Below are 22,683 nucleotides of genomic sequence, written 5' to 3' on the forward strand. Positions count from 1 at the left end.
CGGTGAGGTGGTGGAACCGACGGCCCACGAGTGGTGACTCGATATTTGAGTCACCACAAATACTTACAACGACCACTCTTCCCGACCGGCAAGGGGATTGACAGCTCAGCATGCACAACAGTACGCGCTATCCGGATACGATCCGTGACGTGTCGCGGATCGTCGCCCTCCTTCTCGCCGCGCTCGTCGTCGTGGCGACTGTCCCGTCGGTCGCGCTCGGAGCGGGAGTCGCGGATGGGCCAGCCGACACCGCCGCTCCGGTGACGGGATCGGCGTCGGCCCAGGTCGGAACAGCTCCCACAGCACAGTCGCCCTCCGGCGTCCAGACGAGCCAGCAGGGGGCGGCCCCACAGGAGGTGACAGACTGTACGACGATCGACTCGCCGGGGAGCTACGCCCTGGCCGGGAACATCACCCAGGACGCACCGCCCGAGGAGCAGACGACCTGCATCGAGATCTCCGCCGACGACGTCGTCCTCGACGGTAACGGCTACGAGATCCAGGGGAACATCACCGACGGCTACTACACCATCATCGGTGGGTCCGCGATCCGCGCGGCCAACGCGAGTAATCTCACGATACGGGACGTTCAGGTCAGATCCTGGAAGTACGGCATCCGACTGGAAAGCGTGACCGAGGCCGACGTCCAGTTCCGCGGCTACGACTACGCCGGGATCAGCGCGGTCGGCTCCGAGCACATCCATCTGCACGACAGCGTGCTCCGCTCCGCTAACGCCCACCTCGACGCCGAGCACGTCGTGGTCCGTCGCAACGACATCAACGCGGAGGGCCTGATATTCGATGGGAACGGGATCGGCGTCGAAGGCTCCGACGCGATCATCGAGAACAATTTCGTCAATGCTCCACGGGCGGACCAACGTCTCCGTCTGAAGGGTATCCGGCTCGAGGGCAACCGGAGTCTGATCCGTGACAACCTCGTGATCGGGACACCGCCGCCGACGAGACGCGACCCCCTCGAACTGGACGGTGGTGGGTTTGACGTGTCCGGTGACGACAACCGGATATCCAATATGACAGTGAATCGTACTTTGCAATCTTCAGGTGTCTTCGGCGACAACAACACACTGACGAACAGTCAACTGAACATCAGCTCTAGAACTTATTGGCCACTATATATAAATGGAACAGGTAACGTCGTCTCCGATTCTGCGGTCACGACCGGCGGTACTATCCGGTTCTTCGGTTCCGATGGGAAAATGACGAATTTCTCGGTGGGCCAAGGGGAGATAAACTTCAGGGCGACGGCCGGCAGTATAGTGGACACCCGGGCCCAGTCAATTTCGCTCGCCACGAACATCACTGCACGGAACATCACGGCGAACGGGATCTACGTCGGCGGCGGGAGTCTCACGAACAGCAGCGCCGAATCCGTCGACGTAGGCCCGAACTCGACGGTCGTTCACAACGAGATCGAGTCCGACATCGCGGTCGACGGTTCGAACAGCCTGGTCCGCGATAATGGGGCGCTGACGGGCACGCTCTCCCTGGACGGGGCGACGGACAATACCATTCGAAACGTCTCGGTCCCCACCGTCGAGGTAGGCAACTCAGACGAGAACCGTCTCGAAAACGTCACCGCCGACACGATTAACCTCGAAAACGCAGAGGAGAACACCTTCTCTCAGATCACCGCCGAGACGATCACTCTCCGCTCGATCAGCGACAACAACACCATCACCCGGAGCACCGTCGGCCTGATCAACGTCACCGAGAACTCCCGGAACAACACCGTCCGGGCGAACGATGCCGCCATCCGCGTCGCCGGGCAGAACTCCTACGACAATCGCCTCCTCGACAACGATGCCTCGGACGGGGCCGTCGGGATCGAACTCGACCAGGCCAGTCGGACGCTCGTCCGGAACAACACGATCACCAACAACAGTCAGGGCATCCTCCTCGAGGCCGCCAGCGACAACCGTCTTCTCAATAACACCGCCACCGGCAACGACGGGGCGGCGTACCGCTCGCGGAACGGCTCGATCAACAACACCGTCGAGGCGCTGACGATCGGCCCGACAGTCTCGTTCCGGAGCCGTGACGTCGCGCTGGCGACCGAACCCACCCCGCCCGCGCCGCCGGCCGGCCGGACCGACCTCGGAGTCTTCCTCGAGGCGACCCCGACCAGCCCCGACGCCTGGCTCGACCTCACCACCAGCTATCCCGACCCCGCCGCCGATATCGAGGAGGCGTCGATCCGGCTCTGGCAGTATAACGACACCTGGGCGGAGGTGTCGGGGGGCAACCGCGTCGATCCGGCGACGAACACCGTCCGGGCGAACGTCACCGCCGGGGAGTTCGGCGTCCTCGCACCCCTGGCTAATGGGACTGACGAGACCGACACTACCGCCCCGACGGTGACGGGCTTCGACGCAGGGACCGACGACGACGCGCTCGTCGTCACGTTCGACGCCAGCGAGCCGCTCGCGGCCATCGACGTCGCCATCACGAACACCACTGGCGCGACGGTCGCACGCCTGAACGCGAGCGACTTCACCGACGCCGGCACGGGACCGTACACCTACACGGGCCGAGTGTCCCTGCCGAACGGGACCTACACTGCGACGCTCGAGCGGGCGACCGATGCCGCCGGGAACGACGGCGCGGCCGGCCAGTCTGCGACGGCGACCCTCGGCGGCGGGTCGGCCCCCGCCGGGAAGTCCCGACTCGCGGTCGCACCGGCGAACGAGACGATCGCGCCCGGCGAATCCATCCAAATTCCGATCGTCTACACCGCCAGCGCCGGGGCCGAAGTCTACGGGGTGCAGTTCGGGCTCGCGTACAACGCGACGCTGCTGAACGTCACGACCGTGACCCGCGGATCCTACCTGGGGGCGGCCAACGAGACGCTGGTGGTCACCCAGTCGGTCGACAACGAGGCCGGCCGGGTCAGCTACGGCGAGTCACGCCGGAGCGCCGGGGGCGTCTCGGGCAACGGCACCGTGGCGGTCGTCGAGGTGCGGGTCGCCGATGGGTTCGAGGCGGGCGTACTGACGCGAACGGATCTCTCGCTGGTGGACGTGAAGGCCAGCGATCCGGAGGGCCAGCGCATCGCGACGACGCCGACGAACGCGAGCGTGCTGGTGGGCGAGAACGCGCCGCCGACGCTGACGGCCGAACTCTCGTTCGCGAGCAACAACGTCGGCAGTCCCCTCGGAGTCGCGGTCGAAGCGAGCGATCGCTCGGGGGTCAGTAGCGTCCGGCTGGTCGACCCGAGCGGGACCGAGGTCGACAGCCTGGCGTGCGACACCACCGAATGTAACGGGACGCTCTCGACGGTGCCCGAGACGTCCTCGTGGAACGCCTCGGCGGGAGCCTACGACGAAGTGTCCTATCGCGTGGTGGCGACCGACAGCGAGGGGGCGAACGCGACGGCGACGGTCGCGAGCGAGGTCTACATCGCGGGCGACGGGACCGGCGATGGCGTCGTCGACATCGTGGACGCGGTCGCGGTCGGCCAGAGCTGGAACTGCGCGGTCGGCGAGTCGTGTTACGCGGCGGCGGGCGACCTGAACAACGACGGGGTCGTCGACATCTTCGATACGGTGCTGATCGGCCGCAACTGGCAGGAGACCGCCGGGACTGGATGAGCGACGGGGGCCTCGCAGGACGGGATACGTCCGGCCGGCGGCGTGGTCGTGCTGCTCGTGGCGGTGCTGGTGGACTACGTGACGACGCCGACGGCCCGGAAGTGGCGTCTCGGTCCGATCAGAAGTCCGCCCGGCGGAGCCACTCGACGGCCGTGAGGACGAACCAGGCCATCCAGACGGCGAAGGCGACGAGGTAGGCGCCGTAGCGGGCACTCGGCGTCGCCAGGAGTTCGGCGGCGGCGAATGCCCCGGCGACGAGCACGACGGCGGCGACGTGTCGGGGCCAGTCGGCTAGCGCGGCCCTGAGGGCCGCCCTGGCGGGCCGCTCGGGCATGGCTGGTCGTTCGGACCGGGGCGTAATCAGTCCATGGGGACCGTTCGGCGAAATCCGGTCACGGACCGGTTCGACCTCCGCACTCACCTGTCAATACGATACTAAATCTTATATTGGACGAGTATCAAATTCGGCGCGATGGAGCTCTCGGATATCGCCGCAGGGATCGAGGTCACGACCGAGCAGGTCGACCGGGGGGTCGCGGCGGTCGACGACACCGAGACGGACGTCGTGACGCGCCTCGAACCGTTCGCCGAGGACCTGCCGTGTGGGGTGGAGGCGGCCGCCGAACTGGTCGCGGTCTACGCCGAGGGGGCCACCGTGGGTGAGGCGGCCCGCCGCGCCGGACTCGCGCCGACGACCGGTGCGAAGACCCTCCACCGCCTCGGCGAGCCGGTCTCGCCGCTCACCCCTCACCAGCGGACGGTCGTCGACGACTTCCTCGCGGCGCGGGTCCCGCGGACCGAGGCCATCCGGCTGATCGGCGACGAGGCCGACTTCGCGCTCGGCGTGTACGCCCACACGCACGATCCGCTTTCCGGGGCCAGCGAGGCCGTCGAGGGACTGCTCGCACCCGGCTCCGCGAACCCCGATCCACTGGTCGAGGCACGGAGCGACGTCGACGACCTGCTGTAGAGACGACCCAGTCAGAGGAACCGCTCTCTGAGCCCCGGCGGGCGCATATCGGCGAGGTTCACCGACAGTTCGACGTCGAGGACGTCCTGGACCGCCCGGCCCACGCCGACCGTGAACGCCCCGTTCCGGAGGACCGCCGGGGCCGCGGCGGCCTCGGTGGGTCCCTCGGGGACGGTGACCATCGCTCGCTCTATCTCGTCCCCGTCGCCGCGGTTGGCGATCTCGACGGTCGCGGGGCTGTCGACGTCCCGCAGGCGGGCGACCATCCGGGGGAGGGCGTCCGTACCCCGGCCCGTATCGGGCGCGACGACCGCGACCCGGTCGGCGGCGTCGACGGCCCCGAGCGACTGGTTGGCCGCCACGGGCGGGACGTCGAGGAAGACGTGGTCGAACGCCTCGCTCGCCTCCCCGACGCGCTCGGCGAACCGCCTGGCGGCCTCGGGCGTCTTCGCCCTCGCGACCCGCTCGAACGGGGCGAACGCCGGGCAGTAGGCCACCCGGCCGGGTGCGTCGAGGTGGGCGTCGTACAGCCCCGCCTCGACCGGTTGATCGGTCGCGTCGGTACACAGCGCGGTCACGTCGGGGTCGATGCGTCCCCCGACGTGGTCGGCCAGCCCCTGCGTGGCGTACGCGGCGTCGAACACCGCCACGTCGCGTCCGTCCCGGGCGAGGAGGGCGGCGAACTCGACACACAGCCTGGTCGTCCCGGCTCCCCCCACGGCCCCCACGAGAGCCAGCGTCTCGGCTCGACCCATACGGGTGGTGGTCCCCCGTTCGGACAAAAACCTACGGAGCGACTCGACGGCTGCCGCCGTCCACCCTTCTCGCGTGGGGCACGCCCTGCACTCTGTACTCCCCGCTGGGTGTTGGCGCTCGGCGGTCGACCGGCGACGTCCGGGGCCTACCGTGCCTCGCGGATCGACTCGGCCACGTCGTCGAGCGCCGCGTCGTCCAGGTCGGGCCGCGCCCACTGGAGCGAGTGGATGGGGCCGACGCCGTCGCCCTCGAACCGGGGGACGAGGTGGCCGTGGACGTGGGGGACCTCCTGGCCGGCGGCCTCGCCGTCGTTCACCGCGACGGTCATCCCGTCGGCGTCGACCGCCCGCTCGATCGCGGGGGTGAGTTCGCTCATCGCCGTGAACACCGCGGCGGCGACGTCGTCCGGCAGGCCGCCGACGCGCGGATCGTGTGCCTTCGGCACGACGAGCGTGTGGCCCTCCGCCAGCGGGTTCACGTCGAGGAACGCGAACACGTCCTCGTCCTCGTAGACCGAGCGGCTCGGCAGCTCGCCGTCGATTATCTTGCAGAAGATGCAGTCCTGGCTCATATGCGGTGGCAGGCCCGGCCCGTCCATGAAGGTTTCCCGGTACAGTCGGTCCAGTCCGCGCCGGTCCGGTACCCGCCGGCCGTACGTCTATTAGCCCCTGGCCGCTCGGTCCCTCATGGACGCGGACGAGGACGGAACCACCGCCGGGGAAGGGACCGCGGGATCGACGAGCGAACGCGAGATCGATCCCCGGTTCGTCGGCGCGACGGACTGTCACGTCCACCTGATGCCCGGGCGGCTGATGGCCGCGATCAGGGACGCGCTGCACGAGGAGGCGGGCTGGGAGTTTCCCCACCCCGCGGACCGCGAGGGCATCGAGGCGACCCTCCGTGCCCACGGCGTCGAGCGGTACGTCGCGCTGCCGTACGCCCACCGCCCGGGTATCGCCCGGGAGCTGAACGACTGGGTGCTCGACTCGGCCGCCGAGTCGGATATGGCGGTCCCGTTCGCGACGGTCCACGGCGACGACGAGGTCGGATCGGTGGTCCGCGACGCCTTCGAGTCGGGCGCGCGCGGCCTGAAGTTCCAGTGTCCCGTCCAGGAGTGCGGCCCGGCCGACCCGCGGCTCGACCCGGCGTTCGAACTCGCCGCCGAGTACGACCGGCCGATCCTCTTTCACGCCGGCACCGCGCCGATGTTCCGGGACTCCCCGCACGTCGGCATCGACCCGTTCCGCGAGTTCGTCGCGTCGTACCCGGAGGTGCGTGCCTGCTGTGCCCACATGGGGACGTTCGAGTGGGAGGCGTTCGTCGACCTCGCCCGCGAGCGCGAGTCGGTCTACCTCGACACCTGCTTCGCCATGGCCACGGTAGTGAGCGACTACGTCGACTTCGATCCGACGACGGTACCGGACGCGGTGTTCGAGGAGCTCGCCGGGCGGGTGATGTACGGCTCGGACTTCCCGAACATGCCCCACGACTACGTCCGCGAGCGCGAGGGACTGCTCGAACGCGACCTCTCAGAGGAGGCGTTCGAGGCGCTGTTCCGCGGGGCTGCGAAGAACTTCCTGGGGGAGTAGCGAGCCGAGGAGCGCTCGCTTACGCGACCGCCCGCTCGACCGCCTCGATCGCCCGGTCCACGTCCTCGGTATCGACGTCGAGGTGAGCGACGAAGCGGACCCGGTGCTCGCCGAACGTCCCGGCGAGCACGCCCTCCGCCTCGCAGGCCGCCACGAACGACTCGGCCGGGTCGTCGGTCTCGGCGACGACGATGTTCGTCTCCGGTTGTGGTACCCTGACCCCCTCGATCCCGTCGAGGCCCGCCGCGAGCCGTTCCGCGTTCTCGTGGTCCTCGGCGAGCCGCTCGCGGTTCTCCAGGGCGAGCAGGCCCGGCGCGGCGATCACGCCGGCCTGTCGCATCCCCCCGCCCAGGAGCTTGCGGACGCGGCGTGCGGACTCGACGAACGCCTCGCTCCCGGCGAGCATCGATCCGACGGGAGCGCCGAGCCCCTTCGAGAGGCAGAACATCACGCTGTCGACGTTCTCGACGAGACGGGAGCCGGGGACGTCGATGGCGGTCGCGGCGTTGAACAGCCGGGCACCGTCGAGGTGGACCGGCACCCCCAGGTCGTGGGCGGCCTCGCACACCTCGTCCACGTACTCGGGCGCGATGGCGGTCCCGCCCTTCGAGTTGTGGGTGTTCTCCAGGCAGACGAGGCCGGTCCCGGGCCGGTGGTCGTCGGCTTCGACGTATCCCTCTCGAACTTGCTCGGCCGTGAGGACGCCGCGATCGCCGCCGTCGAGGGGCCGGGTCTGGACGCCCGAGTGCTGGGCGAGCCCGGCGAGCTCCCATTTGAAGACGTGGCTCTCCTCCTCGACGAGCACCTCCTGGCCCCGGTCGGTGTGGGTCCGGACCGCCGCCTGGTTGCCCATCGTCCCCGTCGGGACGTACAGCGCGGCCTCCATCCCCACGATCTCGGCGGCTCGCCGTTCCAGTTCGTTCACGGTCGGATCCTCGCGGTAGACGTCGTCGCCCACCTCGGCGTCGCGGGCCGCCTCGCGCATCGCGTCGCTCGGCCGCGTCACGGTGTCGGAGCGCAGGTCGATCATACCGTCGGCTTCCGGGTCGAGACGCATATACGGCGCGGTATCGCCAGCGCTCGCCCATCCCCGGAGCTACGCCGGACTCGGCTACCCGGAGTCGACGACCGCGACGGATCGCGCGTCGGCCAGTCCGAGCGTGCGGTCACGCCAGACCTCCTCGGCGGTGTCGTGGGCGAGGAACGTCCCGTCGTCGGTGACCGCGTAGGTCGTCTCGGCGTGGGCGACGTCGACCACCCGGTCCCCGGCGGGGAGGTCGACGGCGGCCCACTCGTCGGGCGCGCCGACGCGCTCGTAGAGCGCCCCGTCGGTGGCCGCGTGGGCGCGCTCGCCGTCCGACGCGACCACTCGAAAGTCACCCTCGTGGGCGTCCATCCACCCGTTCCCGAGGTAGTAGAGCCCGTCGTCGGTGGCGGCGAAGGGGAGGCCCGAACTCGCGACGTCCCGCGCCGACCCGAGGCCGACGTGGGTGCCGTCGAGCCGGTGAACCCCGCTCTCGGCGGCGATCAGGTCGCCGTCGATCGCCCGCACGCCGTCGAGTTCACAGAGCGTCGTCCACTCCCCGCCGTCGAGGCGGGCGACCCGCCCGCCTCCGGCGGCGACGATCCCCGCCCCCTGCTGGTCGCCCTCGCTGTCGACCTCCACGGCGGTCGCCGGTCCGAAGCCGGTGGCCTCGAACGACGGCTCCTCGTCCTCGGCACCCGCCGCCACGTGGACGTCCCCGTCGGCGGCGAGGACGAGCGAACCGGCACCGGCGGCCACGTCGCGGGCGTCGCCGCGCCGGACCAGCCCGAACTCCCCGACGAGCGCGTCGGAGACGGCGACCCGCGCGAGCCCGACGCCGCAGGCGACGAACGCCTCCGTCCGCCCGGCGGTGGCGGCGTACACCCGCTTCTCCTCCAGCGTGATGTCCTTCTCGGCGCTCATACTCGACCCTGCGCCGGCGCGGCCAAAGGCGTACCGACCGGACGGCGTCCGGGTAGGGGGACTGTAGGACGCTTCGTAGCGGTTCCAACTCCCAGGAGAGTCGAGCTTCCGCCGTCACTCCTCGACGAACGCCAGTTCGGGCTCGGCGAGGAATCGCCCCACGTCGCGCACCTCCGCCTCGATCCCCTCCTTCTGGTTCGCTCCGAGTGACTCGAACGCGTCGACGAGGACGACCGGCGGGTCCGCCGAGCGGTCGAGCTTCCACGTCGCGACGACGTTCCCGTCCAGAACCACCGTCGGGCGGACGATACCCGCTCCCGGCCAGACCCGCGACCGGTACGGCTCGGGGACGGGACGGTTCTCCGGGGTGTACCCGAGCAGATACGTATCGTAGCCGGGCAACAGGCTCACGGTCGGTTCGTCGGGGGACGGGGCGCGCTCCGAGATCGCCTCCGTGAGCATCGAGGCCGGCCGGCCGTCGACGTCCACCTCGGTCCGCTCGGCGGCGATGGCCTGCCAGGCATCGCGAACGTCGCGCATGTAGAGGCCGCTCCAGGCCGCGAAGTCCTCCAGCGAGGCAGGCGCGTACGCCGAGAGGTATCGCCGCGCCAGGTCGGCCAGTTCCCGCTCCCGGTCCCTCGGCTCGTCGGGAGACACCCACTCTCGGAGGCGGTCGTACGCGTTGTCACCGTCCCTCGGGGCGACCTCACAGATGGCTCCCCGGAGCGCCGCCTGCCGGATCAGGACGTTCGGTACCCGGCTCCCCGGTTCGATACCGACACCCTCTACTACGAGTCGGTCCGCGAGTTCGTCCCGCGTGAGCGGCCCGTCCGCCGCGAGTATCCTCTCGATGATCCCGACGGCTCGGTCCACGCCGCCCTCGTCGAACCCCATCTCGGCGAGCTGCTTCGTCTCCGGTCCACGGGAGGCGAACGCCGGGCCGAGGATCGACAGCAGCCGGGAGAGGTTCTCGCTGGCGACGAGGTGGAGCGTCCCGCGCATACACCACGTTCGCACGACGGACCGCTCCTCGTAGAGCGCGGCCTCGACGTCGGCGAGGGTCGCCCCGGACGTCCGGGAACGGACCGAGAGGAACGCCGACGGCTTCTCCTGGGCCTGTATCCCCGCGGCGGCCGAGACCGCCTCGTGAACCGATCCCGCCGCCGCGTCCGGACCGAGCCGCTGTGATCGAAGACGGATCGCGAGCGCCTCCTCGGTCGAGAGCGAACGGGTCATTCGTGCAGCGTACCGGGGCGCTCGTCGGAGATGAGCCTGCCGCCGCCTGTGCCCACTCGCACGACACGCAGGACCGCCAGGACGGTCACAGTCGGTCCACGCTACGTCCGAAGCGTTGATGAGCGTATTCCCAAACACGGACACGTGGACGAAGCCGCCCTCCACCGCCGTCTCGACGCCATCGAACGTCGGCAGTACCTCGTGCTCGCCCTCCTCGTACTCCCCTATCTCGTCGGCGGCCTCTCGCTACTGGTCGGAGCGGTGGAGGCCAGGACGCTTGTCGCCGCCGGCATCGGAACCGTCGTGCTGGTCTTTCTCGTGTTCCTCTACGCCGGCTACCGCGCCCGACAGCCGTCCCGACGGTAGTCCGCTCGGCACCGTTCCCTGCCGGGCGCACCAGGTGGTTCCGCCGTGGCGGGTGAGCCGCTCACGCTTATCCTCTCGGGGAGCCTCCACGTGCCATGGATCCGGTACGCATCGGGGTCGTCGGAACGGGGAGTGTCGGGAGCACGCTCGGACGACGGTGGGCGGAGGCGAGTCACGCCGTGCGGTTCGGCACCCGTGATCCGGACCGACCCGAGGTCCGGGACCTGATCTCGGGGATCGACGGCGACGTCGCCGCTGTCGAGGTCGGGGAGGTGTCCGATACGGACGTCCTCGTGCTCGCGATCCCCCCGAACGCCGTCGAGCCCGTCCTCTCGGCGGTCGAGTTCTCGGGGGTGCTCGTCGACCCGACGAACACCTACCCCGATCCGGGTCCCGAGCCCGGTGTCGAGCGGGCGGCCCGGCTGGCACCCGACGCACGGGTCGTCAAGGCGTTCAACACCGTCGGGTGGGAGGTGATGGTCGATCCCGTACTCGGGGGTGTCGCGGCGACGATGCCCCTCGCGGGCGACGACGACGGAGCGAAGTCGCTGGTCGCCGACCTCGCCCGGGAACTCGGGTTCGAACCGCTCGACGCCGGCGACCGCTCGGCCGCCGTCCACCTGGAGAACCTCGCCCGGCTGTGGATCCACCTCGCGGTCTCGGGCGGCGATCGCGAGTTCGCGTTCGTCCACCGGACCCGCTGAGGCCGAACGAGGGGACGTGCGACCGTCCCCCGATCGGCTCTCGAAGGGGCCGAGGATCGATCTACGACCCGGGGTCGATCGGGGTGGCGTCCTCCCGGAAGCGCCGGTAGGTCCGGTCGGCCCACCGGTAGGCCTCGGGGGCGTCGCTGAGGAGCATCCCGACGACACCACCCTGGGGGCCGTAGGCGAACAGCCCCGCGAGCTCCCGGTCGTCACCGAGGAACAGGCCGACCTCGATCGATTCGTCCGTCCCGAGGACGTCGAACCCGGGGGTGGCGAGCGCCTCGTCCAGCCGGTCGTACTCCCGGAGGTACTCGACGGCACCCGTCTCGACGAGCAGTTCGGCCACGAGTCCGTCGTGCTCGACCCGTTCGTGGATGGTCGAGAGGAACCTGGGGAGTGCGATCGGCGAGAGCACGCGGTACTCCGAGGAGCGACGGGCCTCCGTCCGCAGGCGGTCGATCGGTCGCTCGGGGGCGTGCGGCGTCGCGACCACGAGGTGTCCCCGTTCGACGAACGACAGCGGGACCAGCAGGTCGTGCGGGAGCGCCTTGACGACCACCTGGGCTTCGGCGAGCCGGTTTACGTGCTCGACGTACTCGCTGTGGCGCCGGTGGGCGAGCGAGCCGTACTGTGTGAGCCGGTAGCGTCCCTCGTCGGTCTGTCGGATCAGTCCCGCGTCCTCCAGTTCGCGGAGCGACTTGTACGCGGTCGACCGGGAGACGCCGAGCGCGTCCCGCAGGTCGCGCTGATCCTTCGGGCCGCTCGCCAGCGCGTCCAGCGTCTGCTCGCGGCGGCCCAGGACCCCTCTGAGGTCCCGTGAGCCCTCGCTCACGTCACGGGACGGACCGGTCATGACCGGTGTTCGGTGGGGACCCACTTAAACCCGTATCTCCTCGTCGGACACGTCCGAGCTACTCGGACAGTCTCACGCTTCGAACGCTGTGTCCGGTCGGGAACAGCGGTTCGCGGGGTAAAGTGATGCGTTCCGTACCCCGAGGAAGGCACGGGGGAGCCCGAAAGGCCCGCTGACTCCGGGCGACCGTCCGACGGGGGGGACGGTCGCCGACACGAACCCGTGTCGACCGGCCACTGGCCTCGATGGCCCGGCTCGGCCCGGGTGGTCCCCGCGATCGACCGTCGATTACCGATGGTTCGGCCCTCCGCCGGCGACTCCGGAACCCCTTTGCCCCTCGCACGCCCAGAGTCCTCCGATGGAGGTATTCGGGTCGAGCGGGGTCAGAGGGACCGTCGGCGAGACGATCACGCCGACGTTCGTCGGCCAGGTCGCCCGGGCCGCCGGCAGCGAGTGGTTCAGCGCCGGCACCCGGACGGTCGCGATCGCCCGCGACACCCGACGGACGGGGGAGATGCTGGCCGACGCCGCGGCGGCCGAACTCGCGGCGGTCGGCTGTGACGTCCGCCGCCTGGGCGTCGTCCCCACGCCGGGCACGCAGGCCTACTGCGCACGCGAGGGGCTCCCGGCGCTGATGATCACCGCCAGCCACAACCCCCCGCGGTACAACGGGGTGAAGCTGATCGGTGCGGACGGACACGAGCTCTCCCGGGAGGCGCTCGAACGGATCGAGGCGCGCCTGCTGCGAAGCGACCGGGACGGCAGGGGCTCCTCGGTCACATGGGACCGGGTCGGGCGGACGGAACGGGCCGACGGCGCGCGCCGACGCTACGTCGAGGAGCTCCTGTCGGCCGTCGACCGCAAGTCCATCGCGTCGGCCGACCTCACGGTGGCGCTCGACCCCGGCCACGGGGCCGGCGCGACCACCTCGCCGGAGTTCTTCCGCCGGCTCGGGTGCGAGGTCGTCACCGTGAACGCCCAGCCGGACGGTCGCTTCCCCGGCCGCGATCCGGAACCGGTGGCCGAGAACCTCTCCGAGCTCGGCGAGCTCGTCCGGGCCTCGGACGCCGACGTCGGGGTCGCCCACGACGGCGACGCCGACCGGGCGATCTTCTTCGACGAACGGGGGGCGTTCCTCGACGGCGACGCGGTGCTGGCCGCGCTCGCCGCCGCCGTGCTCGAACCCGGTGACGCCACCGTCTCGGCGGTCAACGTCTCCCAGCGGCTCGTCGACGTCGCCGACGAGGCCGGGGCGGACCTCGAACTCACGCCGATCGGCTCGACGTTCATCGTCACCCGCATCCTCGAACTGGTCGGGGAGGGCCGCCGGGTCCCCGTCGCCGGCGAGGGGAACGGCGGCGTGCTGTTCCCGCCCTACCGGCCGGCCCGCGACGGGGCCTACACGGCCGCGCGGTTCCTCGAACTGCTCGCCGACCGCTCCGCGAGCGAGGTCGTCGCCCCCTACGACGATTACGAGAACGTTCGCATCAACATCCCTTACGAGGAGGACGCGACCCGGCGGGCGATGCTCGAGGCCGCGGAGGCCTACGCCTACGACTCCGTCGCCGAGGTGACGACCATCGACGGCTACCGCCTCGACTACGGGGACGCCTGGGTGCTCGCACGCCCCTCCGGGACGGAGCCGCTCGTCCGCGTGTACGCCGAGGCCGGATCCCGCGACCGGGCCGCCGAGCTCGCCGAGGGGATGCGAGAGGCGCTCGAAGCGTCCATCGAGGAGCCACCCGCGGACGCCTGAGACGGACTCGGGCCCGGTACTATACCCCCGTGAGCGGGACCGCTCCGGTCTCCCGTCGATAGCCCCGATACGGGGTTCACTCTTAAGTCGCCCTGGCCGGCAGAGACGGTGTGCTCGCGACCGTGATCGTCGTCACCCTCCTGGGCGTCGTGGCAGCGCTCGATGTCCTCCTCGGACTGGGGTCGACCGCCGATCTCCTGCGGCTCGTCGCCGTCCCCGCGTTCGCCTGGGCGGCCTACCGGGACGTCCGTACCCGGCGGGTCCCGAACCGGCTGTGGCCGCCGCTGGTCGGCGTGGGCGTCCTCGTGCTCGCCCTCGACTTCGCCGGCGGGCTCCCGGCCGGGTTCGGGGGCGAGATCGCGCTCCTCCGGATCTCCGTGAGCGTCGGGCTCGTGGCCCCGCTGGGGTACGTCTTCTTCCGCGTGGGCGGGTTCGGCGGTGCCGACGCGAAGGCCGTCATCGCGCTCGCGGTCCTGTTCCCGCTCTACCCGGTCTACTACCTCCCGTTCGACGCCCTGCCGATGCACGCGGCCACCCTCGGGGTGTTCTCGCTCACCATCCTCACGAACACCGTGGCCGCGGGGGCGCTCTACCCGGTCGGCCTCGCGGCCCGGAACCTCTCGCGTGGACACCTCGCCCCGCCGATGGTCGTCGGCCGACCGGCCCGGATCGAGGACCTCTCGACGGCTCACGGGAGCCTGATGGAGACGCCCGACGGCTACACGCGCCGCGGGCTCGACCTCGACGCGCTCCGGATGTACCTCAGGTGGCGGGGGACGACCCTCCCGGCGGTCCGCGAGTCGCCGGATCACCACCGCGACCCGACCTCGCTCCCGCCGCCGGGAGCGCGGAACGATCCCGGCGACGGCGCAGTCGGCGACGGCCCGCCCGTCGCGGACGGGGGGACACAGCGGGTGGAACCGGAGCCGCGGACGGACGACGCGGCCGAGCCGACCGCGGTGGCGGCCGAAGTGGATCTGGACCCGACCGGCGGGGCCGCCACGGAGGACCCGTGGGGAGCCGAGGCGTTCCTCGACGAGATCGAGGGGACGGCCTACGGGACGACCCCCTCGAAGCTCCGCGACGGTCTCGAAGTGGTCGCCGATCCCGATCGGGAGACGGTGTGGTTCACGCCGGGCATCCCGTTCGTCGTCCCGATGTTCGTCGGACTCGTCGTCGCACTCACCTACGGCGACGTGCTGTTCGTCGTCCTGCGGGTGCTCGGTCTGCTGCCGTAGGCTGTACACCTGGTGTCGTCGACACCGACGGGGGCGCACCGAGGAGGACGTGTACGTCGATCCCCAGGGGAGTCACGGGAGCCGTATCGTATTCGACGTGCTCTCGCCCGCGTGTCGATCCGGGGCGGGGGTAGTGGAGCTGACTGGTCCAGTCGAATGCGAACAGCTATGTGCCCACACCGGGCGAGATGGGGACCATGGAAGGACGGGAGTGGCGGTTCGCGCTGACGATCAGCGCCGCCCACGGCATGGATCACTTCCTCAAGCGGGTGTTCCCGCCGCTCGTCCCGATCTGGGGCCTGGCGTTCGGGTTCCCCCTCTGGAAGCTCGGCGTGATCCTCGGCGCGCGGTCGTTCGGCTCGGCCATCGGCCAGGCACCGATGGGCCACCTGTCCGATCGCTTCGACCGCCGGGTCATCCTGCCCGCGGGGATCGCGCTCATGGGGGTGAGCTTCGTCGTCTTCGCAGCGCTTCCCTACCTCTCGCTCGACGTCGCGTTCTCCGTCGCCGGGGTGTCCCTGAGCGGGGAGTTCCTCGGGATGCTGCTCACGATGGTCGCCGCCGGCCTCGGGTCGAGCACGCTCCACCCGACGGGCTACCCGCTGATCAGCGAGAACGTGGGCGAGGCCCGCAAGGGAAAGGTCCTCGGGATGTGGGGCTCGGCCCGGGCGTTCGGTGACGGCACGGCTCCGGCGGTCGTCGGCGTCGCGTTACTCCTGACGGGCTGGCAGCCGATCCTCGTCGGGTTCGGTCTCCTGGGCCTCGCGTACGCCGGCTACCTCTACGTCGTCCTCGGCGCGTTCGAGACCCGGCCACCCGACCACGTCGAGGGACGAACGGAGACGACCGACGACGCGCCGAGCCTGTGGCGGGCCGACCGCCGGCGGTACGTCTATCCGATGCTCGCCGTGTTCGCCGCGTTCGTGCTCCAGATCACGGCGACCGCGGGCGTGAACGTCTTCCTCCCCGAGTTCATCACCAGCGAGTACAGCTACTCGCTCTCGCTCGCCGGCTTCACCGTCACCCCGACGTCGACGGCGAGCTTCTACTACTCGGCGCTCCTGCTGACCGCGGGGATCGTCCAGCTGGGGACCGGAGAACTCGTCGACCGGTACGACCACCGGAAGGTCCTCGTGGGCTTTCTCGTCGCCGGCGCGCTGGTGCTCCTGATCCTCGCGACGAGCGCCTTCTCGCCGATCGTGCTGTTCGGCGTGCTCCTCCTCCTGGGGGCGAGCCTCTGGGGGCTCAACCCGGCTCGTGACGCGATCGTCTCGGACATCGCCCCCGCGGCCCACGAGGGACGGACGTTCGGCTACCTCTGGACCGGCGCGCTCCTCCTCGCCTCGGCGTCCCCCGCCGTGGTCGGCTACATCGGGGACGTCGCGGGCCTCCGACAGGCGTTCGCCGTCCTCGCCGGGATCGTCTTCCTCTCGGTGATCCCCATCGCGCTGCTCCTGTCGAGCCGGGTGTACCTCGATAGCGGTGCGACCGACGTCGCGAGCGGTGACTGACCCCGCCACCTCGAAGCCGGCGAGATCTACTGCTCCCGGCGGGAGCGTTCCCGGTCGGACTCCGGGAGCCGACGGATTACACCGCGCGAGGGTATCGGTACCGCCTCGACGCTCGATCCACCGACCACTACTGATTGGTGAGCTGCCGGGCTTTCGACGACGCGGACCCCCTCGGGCGTGCCCGTGAGCCGCTCATGACAAGCACTATCCGTTCTCACGACCACCTCCCGTCGATGAGCGAGAGCGAGGCCGACACACCCGATCTGGCGTTCGACGCCCAGGGGCTCCTCCCGGCCGTCGCCCAGGACGCCGAGAGCGGCGACGTACTGATGCTCGCCTACGCCAACCGCGAGGCGCTCGAGCGGACCCGCGAGACGGGCCTCGCACACTACTACTCCCGTTCGCGCGAGGAGCTGTGGCAGAAGGGCGCGACCAGCGGACACGTCCAGCGCGTCCGGGAGGTGCGCGTCGACTGCGACGGAGATGCCCTGCTCTACCGGGTCGACCAGGACGGCGGGGCCTGTCACACCGGGTTCGAGTCCTGCTTCTACCGGACCGTCGACGGCGAGGTGGTCGGAAACCGGGTGTTCGATCCAGATGACGTCTACGAGGACTGACGCGGCCGGAGCCGAGGGGGACGAGGTCGACGACCTCGTCACCGAACTCCGCGAGGCCCGCGAGCGCGTCGACGAACTTGAGTCGCGGGTCGAGGAGGTCGGCCAGTCCGACCTCGAACGGGTCGCCGACGCCTACAACGGGGCGACGCGCCTGCTCGACCGCTACGAGGACCGCGCGACCGACTACGACGACTTCGAGGGGTACGTCGAGTTCCAGGAGGCGTTCGTCGACTTCGTCGAGGGGCTCCCCGAGGACCTGCCGGCCCGCGAGGGGTTCGAGGACGCCGACGAGACGTTCCAGAAGTCCCGTCTGAACGAGGAGGACTTCGAGCGGGCCCGCGAGCACCTCTCCCAGCCACGCGAGTACGCCTCGCTGCTCTCCTCCTACCGCGAGGCCCGCCAGCGGCGCTCGGACGCAGAACACGCCGTCCGGTCGCGGCTCCGCGACCTCGAATCGCGGGTCGACCACCTGGAGCGGACGCTCGCGCTCGGTGCCGCCGACCTCGACGCTCCCATCGAGGAGCTCCACGAGCCCATCGAGGCGTACGACGAGGCCGTCCGCGAGGCGTTCGAGGCGTTCAAACGCGAGGCCTCGGCCCGCGAGGTGTTCGCGCTGATCGACGTGATCGGGTCGTTCCCGCTGGTCGACTTCCGCGAGCCGCCGACCCGCCTGCGCGAGTACGTCGAGTCGAGCGAGGCCGGCGAGGAGCCCATCCCGAAGCTGCTCGAGTACGCCGACTACTCCGCCTCGAAGCTCGATCACTACGTCGGCGAGCCCCACGAACTCAAGCGCCACGTCGCCACCAACCGGACGTACCTCGATCGGCTCTCCGCCGAGCCGCTGACGGTCGGGTGGCCGCCGCCGCCCGCCTCGAAGCTCCGCTACCGGACACGCGAGTACGAGGCCGTCGTCCGCCGGTTCGCCCCCGAGGGAACCGTGGCGGCGCTCCGGGACGTCCGCCGCCTCGCGGCCGACCCGGCGTGGTACGGCGATCTCCGCGAGGCCGCCCACGCGGTCACCGAGCTCGACGACGAACAGCGGTCGATGCTCGAACGCGACGCCGTCGAGCCGGCGCTCCGCGAGGCCGGAGCGAAACGCGACCGGCTCCGCGAGGCGCTCGACGCCGGGTAGGGGAGACGGAGTCCCCGGAGGCTACTGGCTCTGCTGGACACCGATGACCGTCGCTCGCTCGCCGCTCTCGCTGTAGGTGAGTTCGGCGACGTCGCCGACGGAGACGCTGTTGAAGTCACCCCTCGAGACCACCGGGCTCCCACAGCCCGAACAGTCGTGACGGACGCGGTACTCGACGTCGCCGTAGCGGGCGTTCAGTCGACGGTGGAGCTCCTGTGAGACGAACAGCCGACCCTCCGCGGCGAAGTCCGAGGCGTGGGCCTCGGCGATCAGCCGCTCGCCCTCGGTCGAGTCGTAGACGAGCCGGCGCGTGTCCGTCCGGGTCGTCGCCGTGATCCACTTCGCCGTGACGCGACCGCGCTCGGTGATGCCCAGCGTCGTGAGACAGCCCGCGGTGGCGAGGCCCCCGGCGGTGGCGAGGGTACCGACGCTGGTGAGGACCGTCCGGCGGTTCACGGTCGGACTACGTGCCAGCGGGGGTTGTGCCTTCCGTTCTCGTTAGTAGGCCCTCGACGGTCGACGGCTTCCGATCGTCGTCCCGAGTGGACCTGCTTCCGGCAGTACGTGGGATCGCCGGGGCGACCGTTCGCCCGGAGTATTATTACACGCAGATGGGAACGTGAATCGTGGACCGAGCTATCGTCATCACGTCGATACACGGCGTGACCGACGCCGTCGAACAGTTCCTGGACTTCGGCGAGTGGGAGGTCGTGCTGGTCGGCGACCGGAAGACGCCCGACATCGACCGCGACGCGTTCGGGAATCTCACCTATCTCTCCCTCGAGGATCAGCGATCGCTGCCGGGCGAGCTACACGAACTCCCCTACGACCACTACTGCCGGAAGAACCTCGGCTACCTGTACGCCATCCAGCAGGGCGCCGAGGTCATCGCGGACACGGACGACGACAACATCCCGAAGGCCGACTGGGACGCCTGGCTCTCGGAAGCCACGACCGAACGTTCGGTGTCCGGGCCGACGTTCACGAACGTCTACGACTACTTCACCGACGACTTCGTCTGGCCGCGAGGGCTCCCGCTGGACGAGGTGACGACGGCCGCCCCGACCCCGACCGAGCGGGCGGCCGCCGGGTTCGACGAGGTGGGCGTCGTCCAGGGGCTCGCCGACGTCGAACCGGACGTCGACGCCATCTTCCGGCTCGTCTTCGACGACCTCGTCGAGTTCGACGACCGCCCGCCCGTCGTGCTCGACCGGGGGACGTACAGCCCGTTCAACTCACAGAACACTCTCTGGCCCGTCGAGACCCTCTACCCGTATCTCTACCTCCCGAGCACGGTCACGTTCCGGTTCACCGACATCCTCCGGGGCTACGTCGCCCAGCGTGGGCTCTGGGCGGCCGGGAAGCGACTCGCCTTCACCGGGGCCTCCGTGGTCCAGGACCGGAACGTCCACGACCTGATGGCCGACTTCGAGAGCGAGATACCCTGTTACCTGCGGACGAGGGAGCTCGTCGAAACCCTCGAATCGCTGGAGCTGTCCGGATCGCCGGCCGACGACGTGGAGACCATCTACCGGGAACTGGAGCGGATCGGTATCGTCGAGCGCGAGGAACTGGACTACCTCGATCGCTGGCTGTCCGCCATCCGGGCCTGACGGTCGGGATCAGGACCCCGAGTCCCGCCCGGCGCTCTCACGGGCGCGGTCGAGCAGGTAGGCCACCGCCTCGTCGGGGTTCCGCAGGCCGGTCATCAGTTTCCGCTTCGACGGGATCCGGTTCCGTAGCCGGGCGTCACGCCGCGCCTGCTCCTCGACGTAGGCCCGACTCCTGAGGATGTGATCCCCGACGTCGAACCGCCGTACGTCGATGTCCGACCGGTCCATGTGCTGTTTGAGGAGGCGCTCGCCCACCCTGTGCTCTTCGGGCGTGTCGCCGAGTGGGTCGGCCCAGTACGCCCCGAGCTCCTCCCAGACGGAGGCGTAGTAGTCCATGTTCTCGGAACTCGAAACGGCCAGTTTGTCGCTGACCTGGAACGGCGTGACGTGGGTGTGCCAGAGCGTCCCCGGGGTCGACAGTACCTCCGGCGGAAGCTCCGCCGGCACGCGGAGATCCGGTCGAAGCCGTATCACCACGTCGTATCGGAACCCGTGTTCGCGCTCCCACTCGCGTTTCAGTTCGCTGCACCGGTAGATGCTGTAGAAGTTCGGGATGTTCCCCTGCCAGTGGTCGGGTTCGGCCTCGATCAGTTCGTCCGGGACACGCACGCCCTCGAACTCGCGGCGGTCGGCGGCGGAGAACGGCGGCGTGATCTCGACCGCCTTCGGTTCGTAGAGCCGCTCGATCGTCTCGCGAGTGACCGTCCCCCGGCCCTCGCCCTGCCCGCTCGCCTGCAGATTCAGCCGGTTCGTGATCCCGACGCTCTCCTCGGTGTGGACGAAGACGTCCGGGTCGAGCGGCTCCAGCACGTTCTCGGTGAGATCGCCGTAGCACTCCCTGAACGTCCGCATCTGCCCGCCCAGACACAGGGCGATACGGGTGTCCTCGGCGACTCCGGACGTGGAATCCGCTCCCATCAGCGTTGGTTTCCGAGGACGAACACAAGAAACTACCTCAGGGGGCCGTCCAGTCGTCGTTCCGACTACCCGGTGACGACGAAACGATCCGGAGCGGCGGGAGGCGCGTCTAGATGACGCGGTTCTGGAGGTAGTCGAGGTGCTTCGCGTTGTAGACGATCCTGACCTCCTCGGCCGTCGGCGAGCCGATGCAGGTCAGGCGGACGTTCTTGTCCTCGACCTCCTCGTCCGAGAGGATCTGCTGCATGTCCATCTCGATGCCGCCCTCCTTGAGGATGGCCGCGCAGTTCGCACACGCGCCGGCCCGGCAGGAGAACGGCCAGTCGTAGCCCTGGGCCTCGGCGGCCTCGAGGATGTACTCGCCCTCGTTGACGTCGAGGGTTCCGTAGTCCTCCTCGTCGAGGCCGGCGTCGGCCGCCTCGTCGAACAGGTCGTCGTCGTCCATCGACCAGCCGTGGTCGTCAAGCACTTCGTAGTTGAGGTATTCGACGGTGGGCATCACCTCGCGCCTACTCGCGCGGGTATGTTAGGTCTTGCTGTTGCACGTTCCGGTGTGGGTGAGATCCACGAATTCAGAGCACGAACCGGAAGACGACGTAGGCGGCGGCGGTGGCGACCGAGGGGACGAAGTTCTGCAGGACTATGACCCGGGCGGTGGTCTTCGGCTCGAACAGGTCGGCCGCCTTCGGGATGTCCTCTGAGACCTCCTCCCCGATGGGCGTTCGCTGTCCGGGCGTCGGCGTCGACTTCCCGCCACCGCCGACGGTCGGTGCGTCCTCGGATTCGGCCGCGAGCGCACCGACCGAGACGTCCGGGGTGTCCTCGCCCGTCACCGTCTGTGAGATGGTCGTCGTTCGCGTGGCCCGGCCCCACCCGAGCCCGACGATGCTCATGGTGGCGATGATGACGAAGCTCGCGGGGATACCGAGCGCCGAGAGGAACGTGACGATCGTCGCGGAGACGACGGCGACGACCAGCGCCGCCAGCAGCGGGAGTTCGGTGAGGTCGTTGCCGACCGTATCGAGGGTGCGTCGGGCGATGGTGAACGCCCCGAGCGCGATGGCTCCGCCGCCGAGGAGGACGCCTTGCTCGATCGTGATGGAGTCGTTGCCGACCAGCGGCGCGACGGCGTTGGCGACGTTCGACGCCCCCGCCGAGAACGCCATGTAGCAGGCGATGAGCACGACGAGGCCGGTTCCGACGACCTCCCGTGGAGTGGTCGAGGGACCGAGCACCGGCCGCGGGATCGTCCCCGAGCGGTCGAGGGCGAGCAGCGATCCCTCGGTCTGGGTGACGGCGAACCACTCGACCAGCCGGGGGTAGAAGTACCGGCCGATGACGCCGCTGACCCAGAAGGCGACGATCGGCGAGACGATCCACCAGGTCACGATCTGTCCGAGCACGCCCCAGGCGATCGTCCCGCGGGCGAGACCGAGCCCCGCGATGGCCCCCACGGCGGTCATCGAGGTCGAGGCCGGCACGCCGACGACGTTCGAGAGGAACAGCGCGAACCCGATGAAGAACAGGACCGCGATGCTCGACTCGATGGTGAACAGGCTCGACGGGACGATCTGTCCGCCCATCGTCTCGATGACCTGGCGGCCGACCGTCCACCCACCCAGCAGCGCGAACACGGACATGAGGACGGCCGCGCCGAACTTCGAGACCGTATTGCTCCCAACCGCCGGCCCGAACGCCACGCCGGTCGAGGAGCCGCCGATGTTGAACCCGACGAAGACCGCCACGAGGAGACCGACGGCCAGCAGTGGCGATATCACATGCGACAGTTCAAAACCGTCCGACTTAAGCGGTACTCTCTCGCCCGCCGGTGGTGATCGGTCGCCACACGCCATCGCCGGTATCGG

Annotated in this window: 22 protein-coding genes; 11 read left to right on the forward strand and 11 right to left on the reverse strand. The window is 69.9% G+C overall.

The features are described 5' to 3' along the window. Positions 1-110 precede the first annotated feature (110 nt). Positions 111-3,608 (forward strand): cohesin domain-containing protein, encoded by a 3,498-nt coding sequence (locus WDJ58_RS18355; RefSeq protein WP_338914751.1) that lies wholly within the window; start codon positions 111-113, stop codon positions 3,606-3,608. Between the two features lie 118 nt (positions 3,609-3,726). Here the strand turns inward: WDJ58_RS18355 and WDJ58_RS18360 are convergent, their stop codons facing one another. After that, positions 3,727-3,942 carry a hypothetical protein gene (locus WDJ58_RS18360; RefSeq protein ID WP_338914752.1) on the reverse strand — a complete coding sequence of 72 codons (216 nt, stop codon included), beginning with the start codon at positions 3,940-3,942 and terminating at the stop codon, positions 3,727-3,729. A gap of 138 nt (positions 3,943-4,080) precedes the next feature. Here WDJ58_RS18360 and WDJ58_RS18365 point away from each other — a divergent pair, with 138 nt between their 5' ends. Next, positions 4,081-4,578, forward strand: coding sequence for a hypothetical protein (locus WDJ58_RS18365; protein WP_338914753.1), 498 nt, complete (start codon positions 4,081-4,083; stop codon positions 4,576-4,578). An 11-nt stretch (positions 4,579-4,589) separates the two neighbouring features. Here the strand turns inward: WDJ58_RS18365 and WDJ58_RS18370 are convergent, their stop codons facing one another. Continuing rightward, the gene (locus WDJ58_RS18370) at positions 4,590-5,333 is read right to left on the reverse strand and encodes a ParA family protein (protein WP_338914754.1); all 744 of its coding nucleotides are present in this window, start codon (positions 5,331-5,333) and stop codon (positions 4,590-4,592) included. A 146-nt stretch (positions 5,334-5,479) separates the two neighbouring features. Further along, positions 5,480-5,905: an HIT family protein gene (locus WDJ58_RS18375; protein ID WP_338914755.1), complete on the reverse strand. Its 426-nt coding sequence runs from the start codon at positions 5,903-5,905 to the stop codon at positions 5,480-5,482. Between the two features lie 115 nt (positions 5,906-6,020). Here WDJ58_RS18375 and WDJ58_RS18380 point away from each other — a divergent pair, with 115 nt between their 5' ends. Next, positions 6,021-6,923, forward strand: coding sequence for an amidohydrolase family protein (locus tag WDJ58_RS18380; RefSeq protein ID WP_338914756.1), 903 nt, complete (start codon positions 6,021-6,023; stop codon positions 6,921-6,923). Positions 6,924-6,942: 19 nt separating this feature from the next. Here WDJ58_RS18380 and WDJ58_RS18385 read toward each other — a convergent pair whose 3' ends face one another. From WDJ58_RS18385 to WDJ58_RS18395, 3 genes are all read right to left on the reverse strand, one after another. Next, entirely contained in the window at positions 6,943-7,953 is a 1,011-nt protein-coding gene (locus WDJ58_RS18385) for a threonine aldolase family protein (protein WP_338914757.1), read from the reverse strand. An 81-nt stretch (positions 7,954-8,034) separates the two neighbouring features. After that, positions 8,035-8,871 (reverse strand): HVO_0234 family beta-propeller protein, encoded by an 837-nt coding sequence (locus WDJ58_RS18390; RefSeq protein ID WP_338914758.1) that lies wholly within the window; start codon positions 8,869-8,871, stop codon positions 8,035-8,037. A 114-nt stretch (positions 8,872-8,985) separates the two neighbouring features. After that, entirely contained in the window at positions 8,986-10,107 is a 1,122-nt protein-coding gene (locus tag WDJ58_RS18395; protein ID WP_338914759.1) for a winged helix DNA-binding domain-containing protein, read from the reverse strand. Positions 10,108-10,251: 144 nt separating this feature from the next. Here WDJ58_RS18395 and WDJ58_RS18400 point away from each other — a divergent pair, with 144 nt between their 5' ends. Continuing rightward, positions 10,252-10,473 carry a hypothetical protein gene (locus WDJ58_RS18400; RefSeq protein ID WP_338914760.1) on the forward strand — a complete coding sequence of 74 codons (222 nt, stop codon included), beginning with the start codon at positions 10,252-10,254 and terminating at the stop codon, positions 10,471-10,473. Between the two features lie 95 nt (positions 10,474-10,568). After that, positions 10,569-11,177, forward strand: coding sequence for an NADPH-dependent F420 reductase (locus WDJ58_RS18405; RefSeq protein WP_338914761.1), 609 nt, complete (start codon positions 10,569-10,571; stop codon positions 11,175-11,177). A gap of 61 nt (positions 11,178-11,238) precedes the next feature. Here WDJ58_RS18405 and WDJ58_RS18410 read toward each other — a convergent pair whose 3' ends face one another. Beyond that, the gene (locus tag WDJ58_RS18410; RefSeq protein WP_338914762.1) at positions 11,239-12,033 is read right to left on the reverse strand and encodes a helix-turn-helix transcriptional regulator; all 795 of its coding nucleotides are present in this window, start codon (positions 12,031-12,033) and stop codon (positions 11,239-11,241) included. A 358-nt stretch (positions 12,034-12,391) separates the two neighbouring features. On the opposite strand from WDJ58_RS18410, the gene glmM reads away from it, so the two are divergent. The 5 genes from glmM (at position 12,392) to WDJ58_RS18435 (ending at position 18,287) form a co-directional block, all read left to right on the forward strand. Then, positions 12,392-13,789: a phosphoglucosamine mutase gene (gene glmM, locus WDJ58_RS18415; RefSeq protein ID WP_338914763.1), complete on the forward strand. Its 1,398-nt coding sequence runs from the start codon at positions 12,392-12,394 to the stop codon at positions 13,787-13,789. Positions 13,790-13,938: 149 nt separating this feature from the next. After that, positions 13,939-15,027, forward strand: a complete 1,089-nt coding sequence (locus WDJ58_RS18420) for an A24 family peptidase (protein ID WP_380661648.1) — start codon at positions 13,939-13,941, stop codon at positions 15,025-15,027. 197 nt (positions 15,028-15,224) lie between these two features. Next, positions 15,225-16,538 (forward strand): MFS transporter, encoded by a 1,314-nt coding sequence (locus tag WDJ58_RS18425; protein WP_338914764.1) that lies wholly within the window; start codon positions 15,225-15,227, stop codon positions 16,536-16,538. Positions 16,539-16,771: 233 nt separating this feature from the next. After that, the gene (hisI, locus tag WDJ58_RS18430) at positions 16,772-17,155 is read left to right on the forward strand and encodes a phosphoribosyl-AMP cyclohydrolase (RefSeq protein ID WP_338914765.1); all 384 of its coding nucleotides are present in this window, start codon (positions 16,772-16,774) and stop codon (positions 17,153-17,155) included. Beyond that, on the forward strand, positions 17,136-18,287 hold the full coding sequence (locus tag WDJ58_RS18435; RefSeq protein WP_338914766.1) for a DUF7118 family protein: 1,152 nt from the start codon (positions 17,136-17,138) through the stop codon (positions 18,285-18,287). Before hisI ends, WDJ58_RS18435 begins: the two co-directional genes overlap by 20 nt. Positions 18,288-18,308: 21 nt before the next feature. On the opposite strand, the gene WDJ58_RS18440 is transcribed toward WDJ58_RS18435, so the two are convergent. Beyond that, on the reverse strand, positions 18,309-18,743 hold the full coding sequence (locus WDJ58_RS18440) for a hypothetical protein (protein WP_338914767.1): 435 nt from the start codon (positions 18,741-18,743) through the stop codon (positions 18,309-18,311). Positions 18,744-18,913: 170 nt separating this feature from the next. On the opposite strand from WDJ58_RS18440, the gene WDJ58_RS18445 reads away from it, so the two are divergent. After that, positions 18,914-19,900 (forward strand): hypothetical protein, encoded by a 987-nt coding sequence (locus tag WDJ58_RS18445; RefSeq protein ID WP_338914768.1) that lies wholly within the window; start codon positions 18,914-18,916, stop codon positions 19,898-19,900. Positions 19,901-19,909: 9 nt separating this feature from the next. Here WDJ58_RS18445 and WDJ58_RS18450 read toward each other — a convergent pair whose 3' ends face one another. The 3 genes from WDJ58_RS18450 to WDJ58_RS18460 all read right to left on the reverse strand — a co-directional run bounded on the left by WDJ58_RS18450 (position 19,910) and on the right by WDJ58_RS18460 (position 22,596). Further along, positions 19,910-20,818 carry a hypothetical protein gene (locus tag WDJ58_RS18450; protein ID WP_338914769.1) on the reverse strand — a complete coding sequence of 303 codons (909 nt, stop codon included), beginning with the start codon at positions 20,816-20,818 and terminating at the stop codon, positions 19,910-19,912. A gap of 109 nt (positions 20,819-20,927) precedes the next feature. After that, positions 20,928-21,317: a ferredoxin Fer gene (gene fer / locus WDJ58_RS18455; RefSeq protein ID WP_338914770.1), complete on the reverse strand. Its 390-nt coding sequence runs from the start codon at positions 21,315-21,317 to the stop codon at positions 20,928-20,930. Positions 21,318-21,390: 73 nt separating this feature from the next. Then, a complete protein-coding gene (locus WDJ58_RS18460; protein ID WP_338914771.1) occupies positions 21,391-22,596 on the reverse strand; it encodes an inorganic phosphate transporter in 1,206 nt (401 codons plus the stop codon). Between the last annotated feature and the right edge of the window lie 87 nt (positions 22,597-22,683).

The sequence above is a fragment of the Salinirubellus litoreus genome, assembly GCF_037335815.1.
GTDB lineage: Archaea > Halobacteriota > Halobacteria > Halobacteriales > Haloarculaceae > Salinirubellus > Salinirubellus litoreus.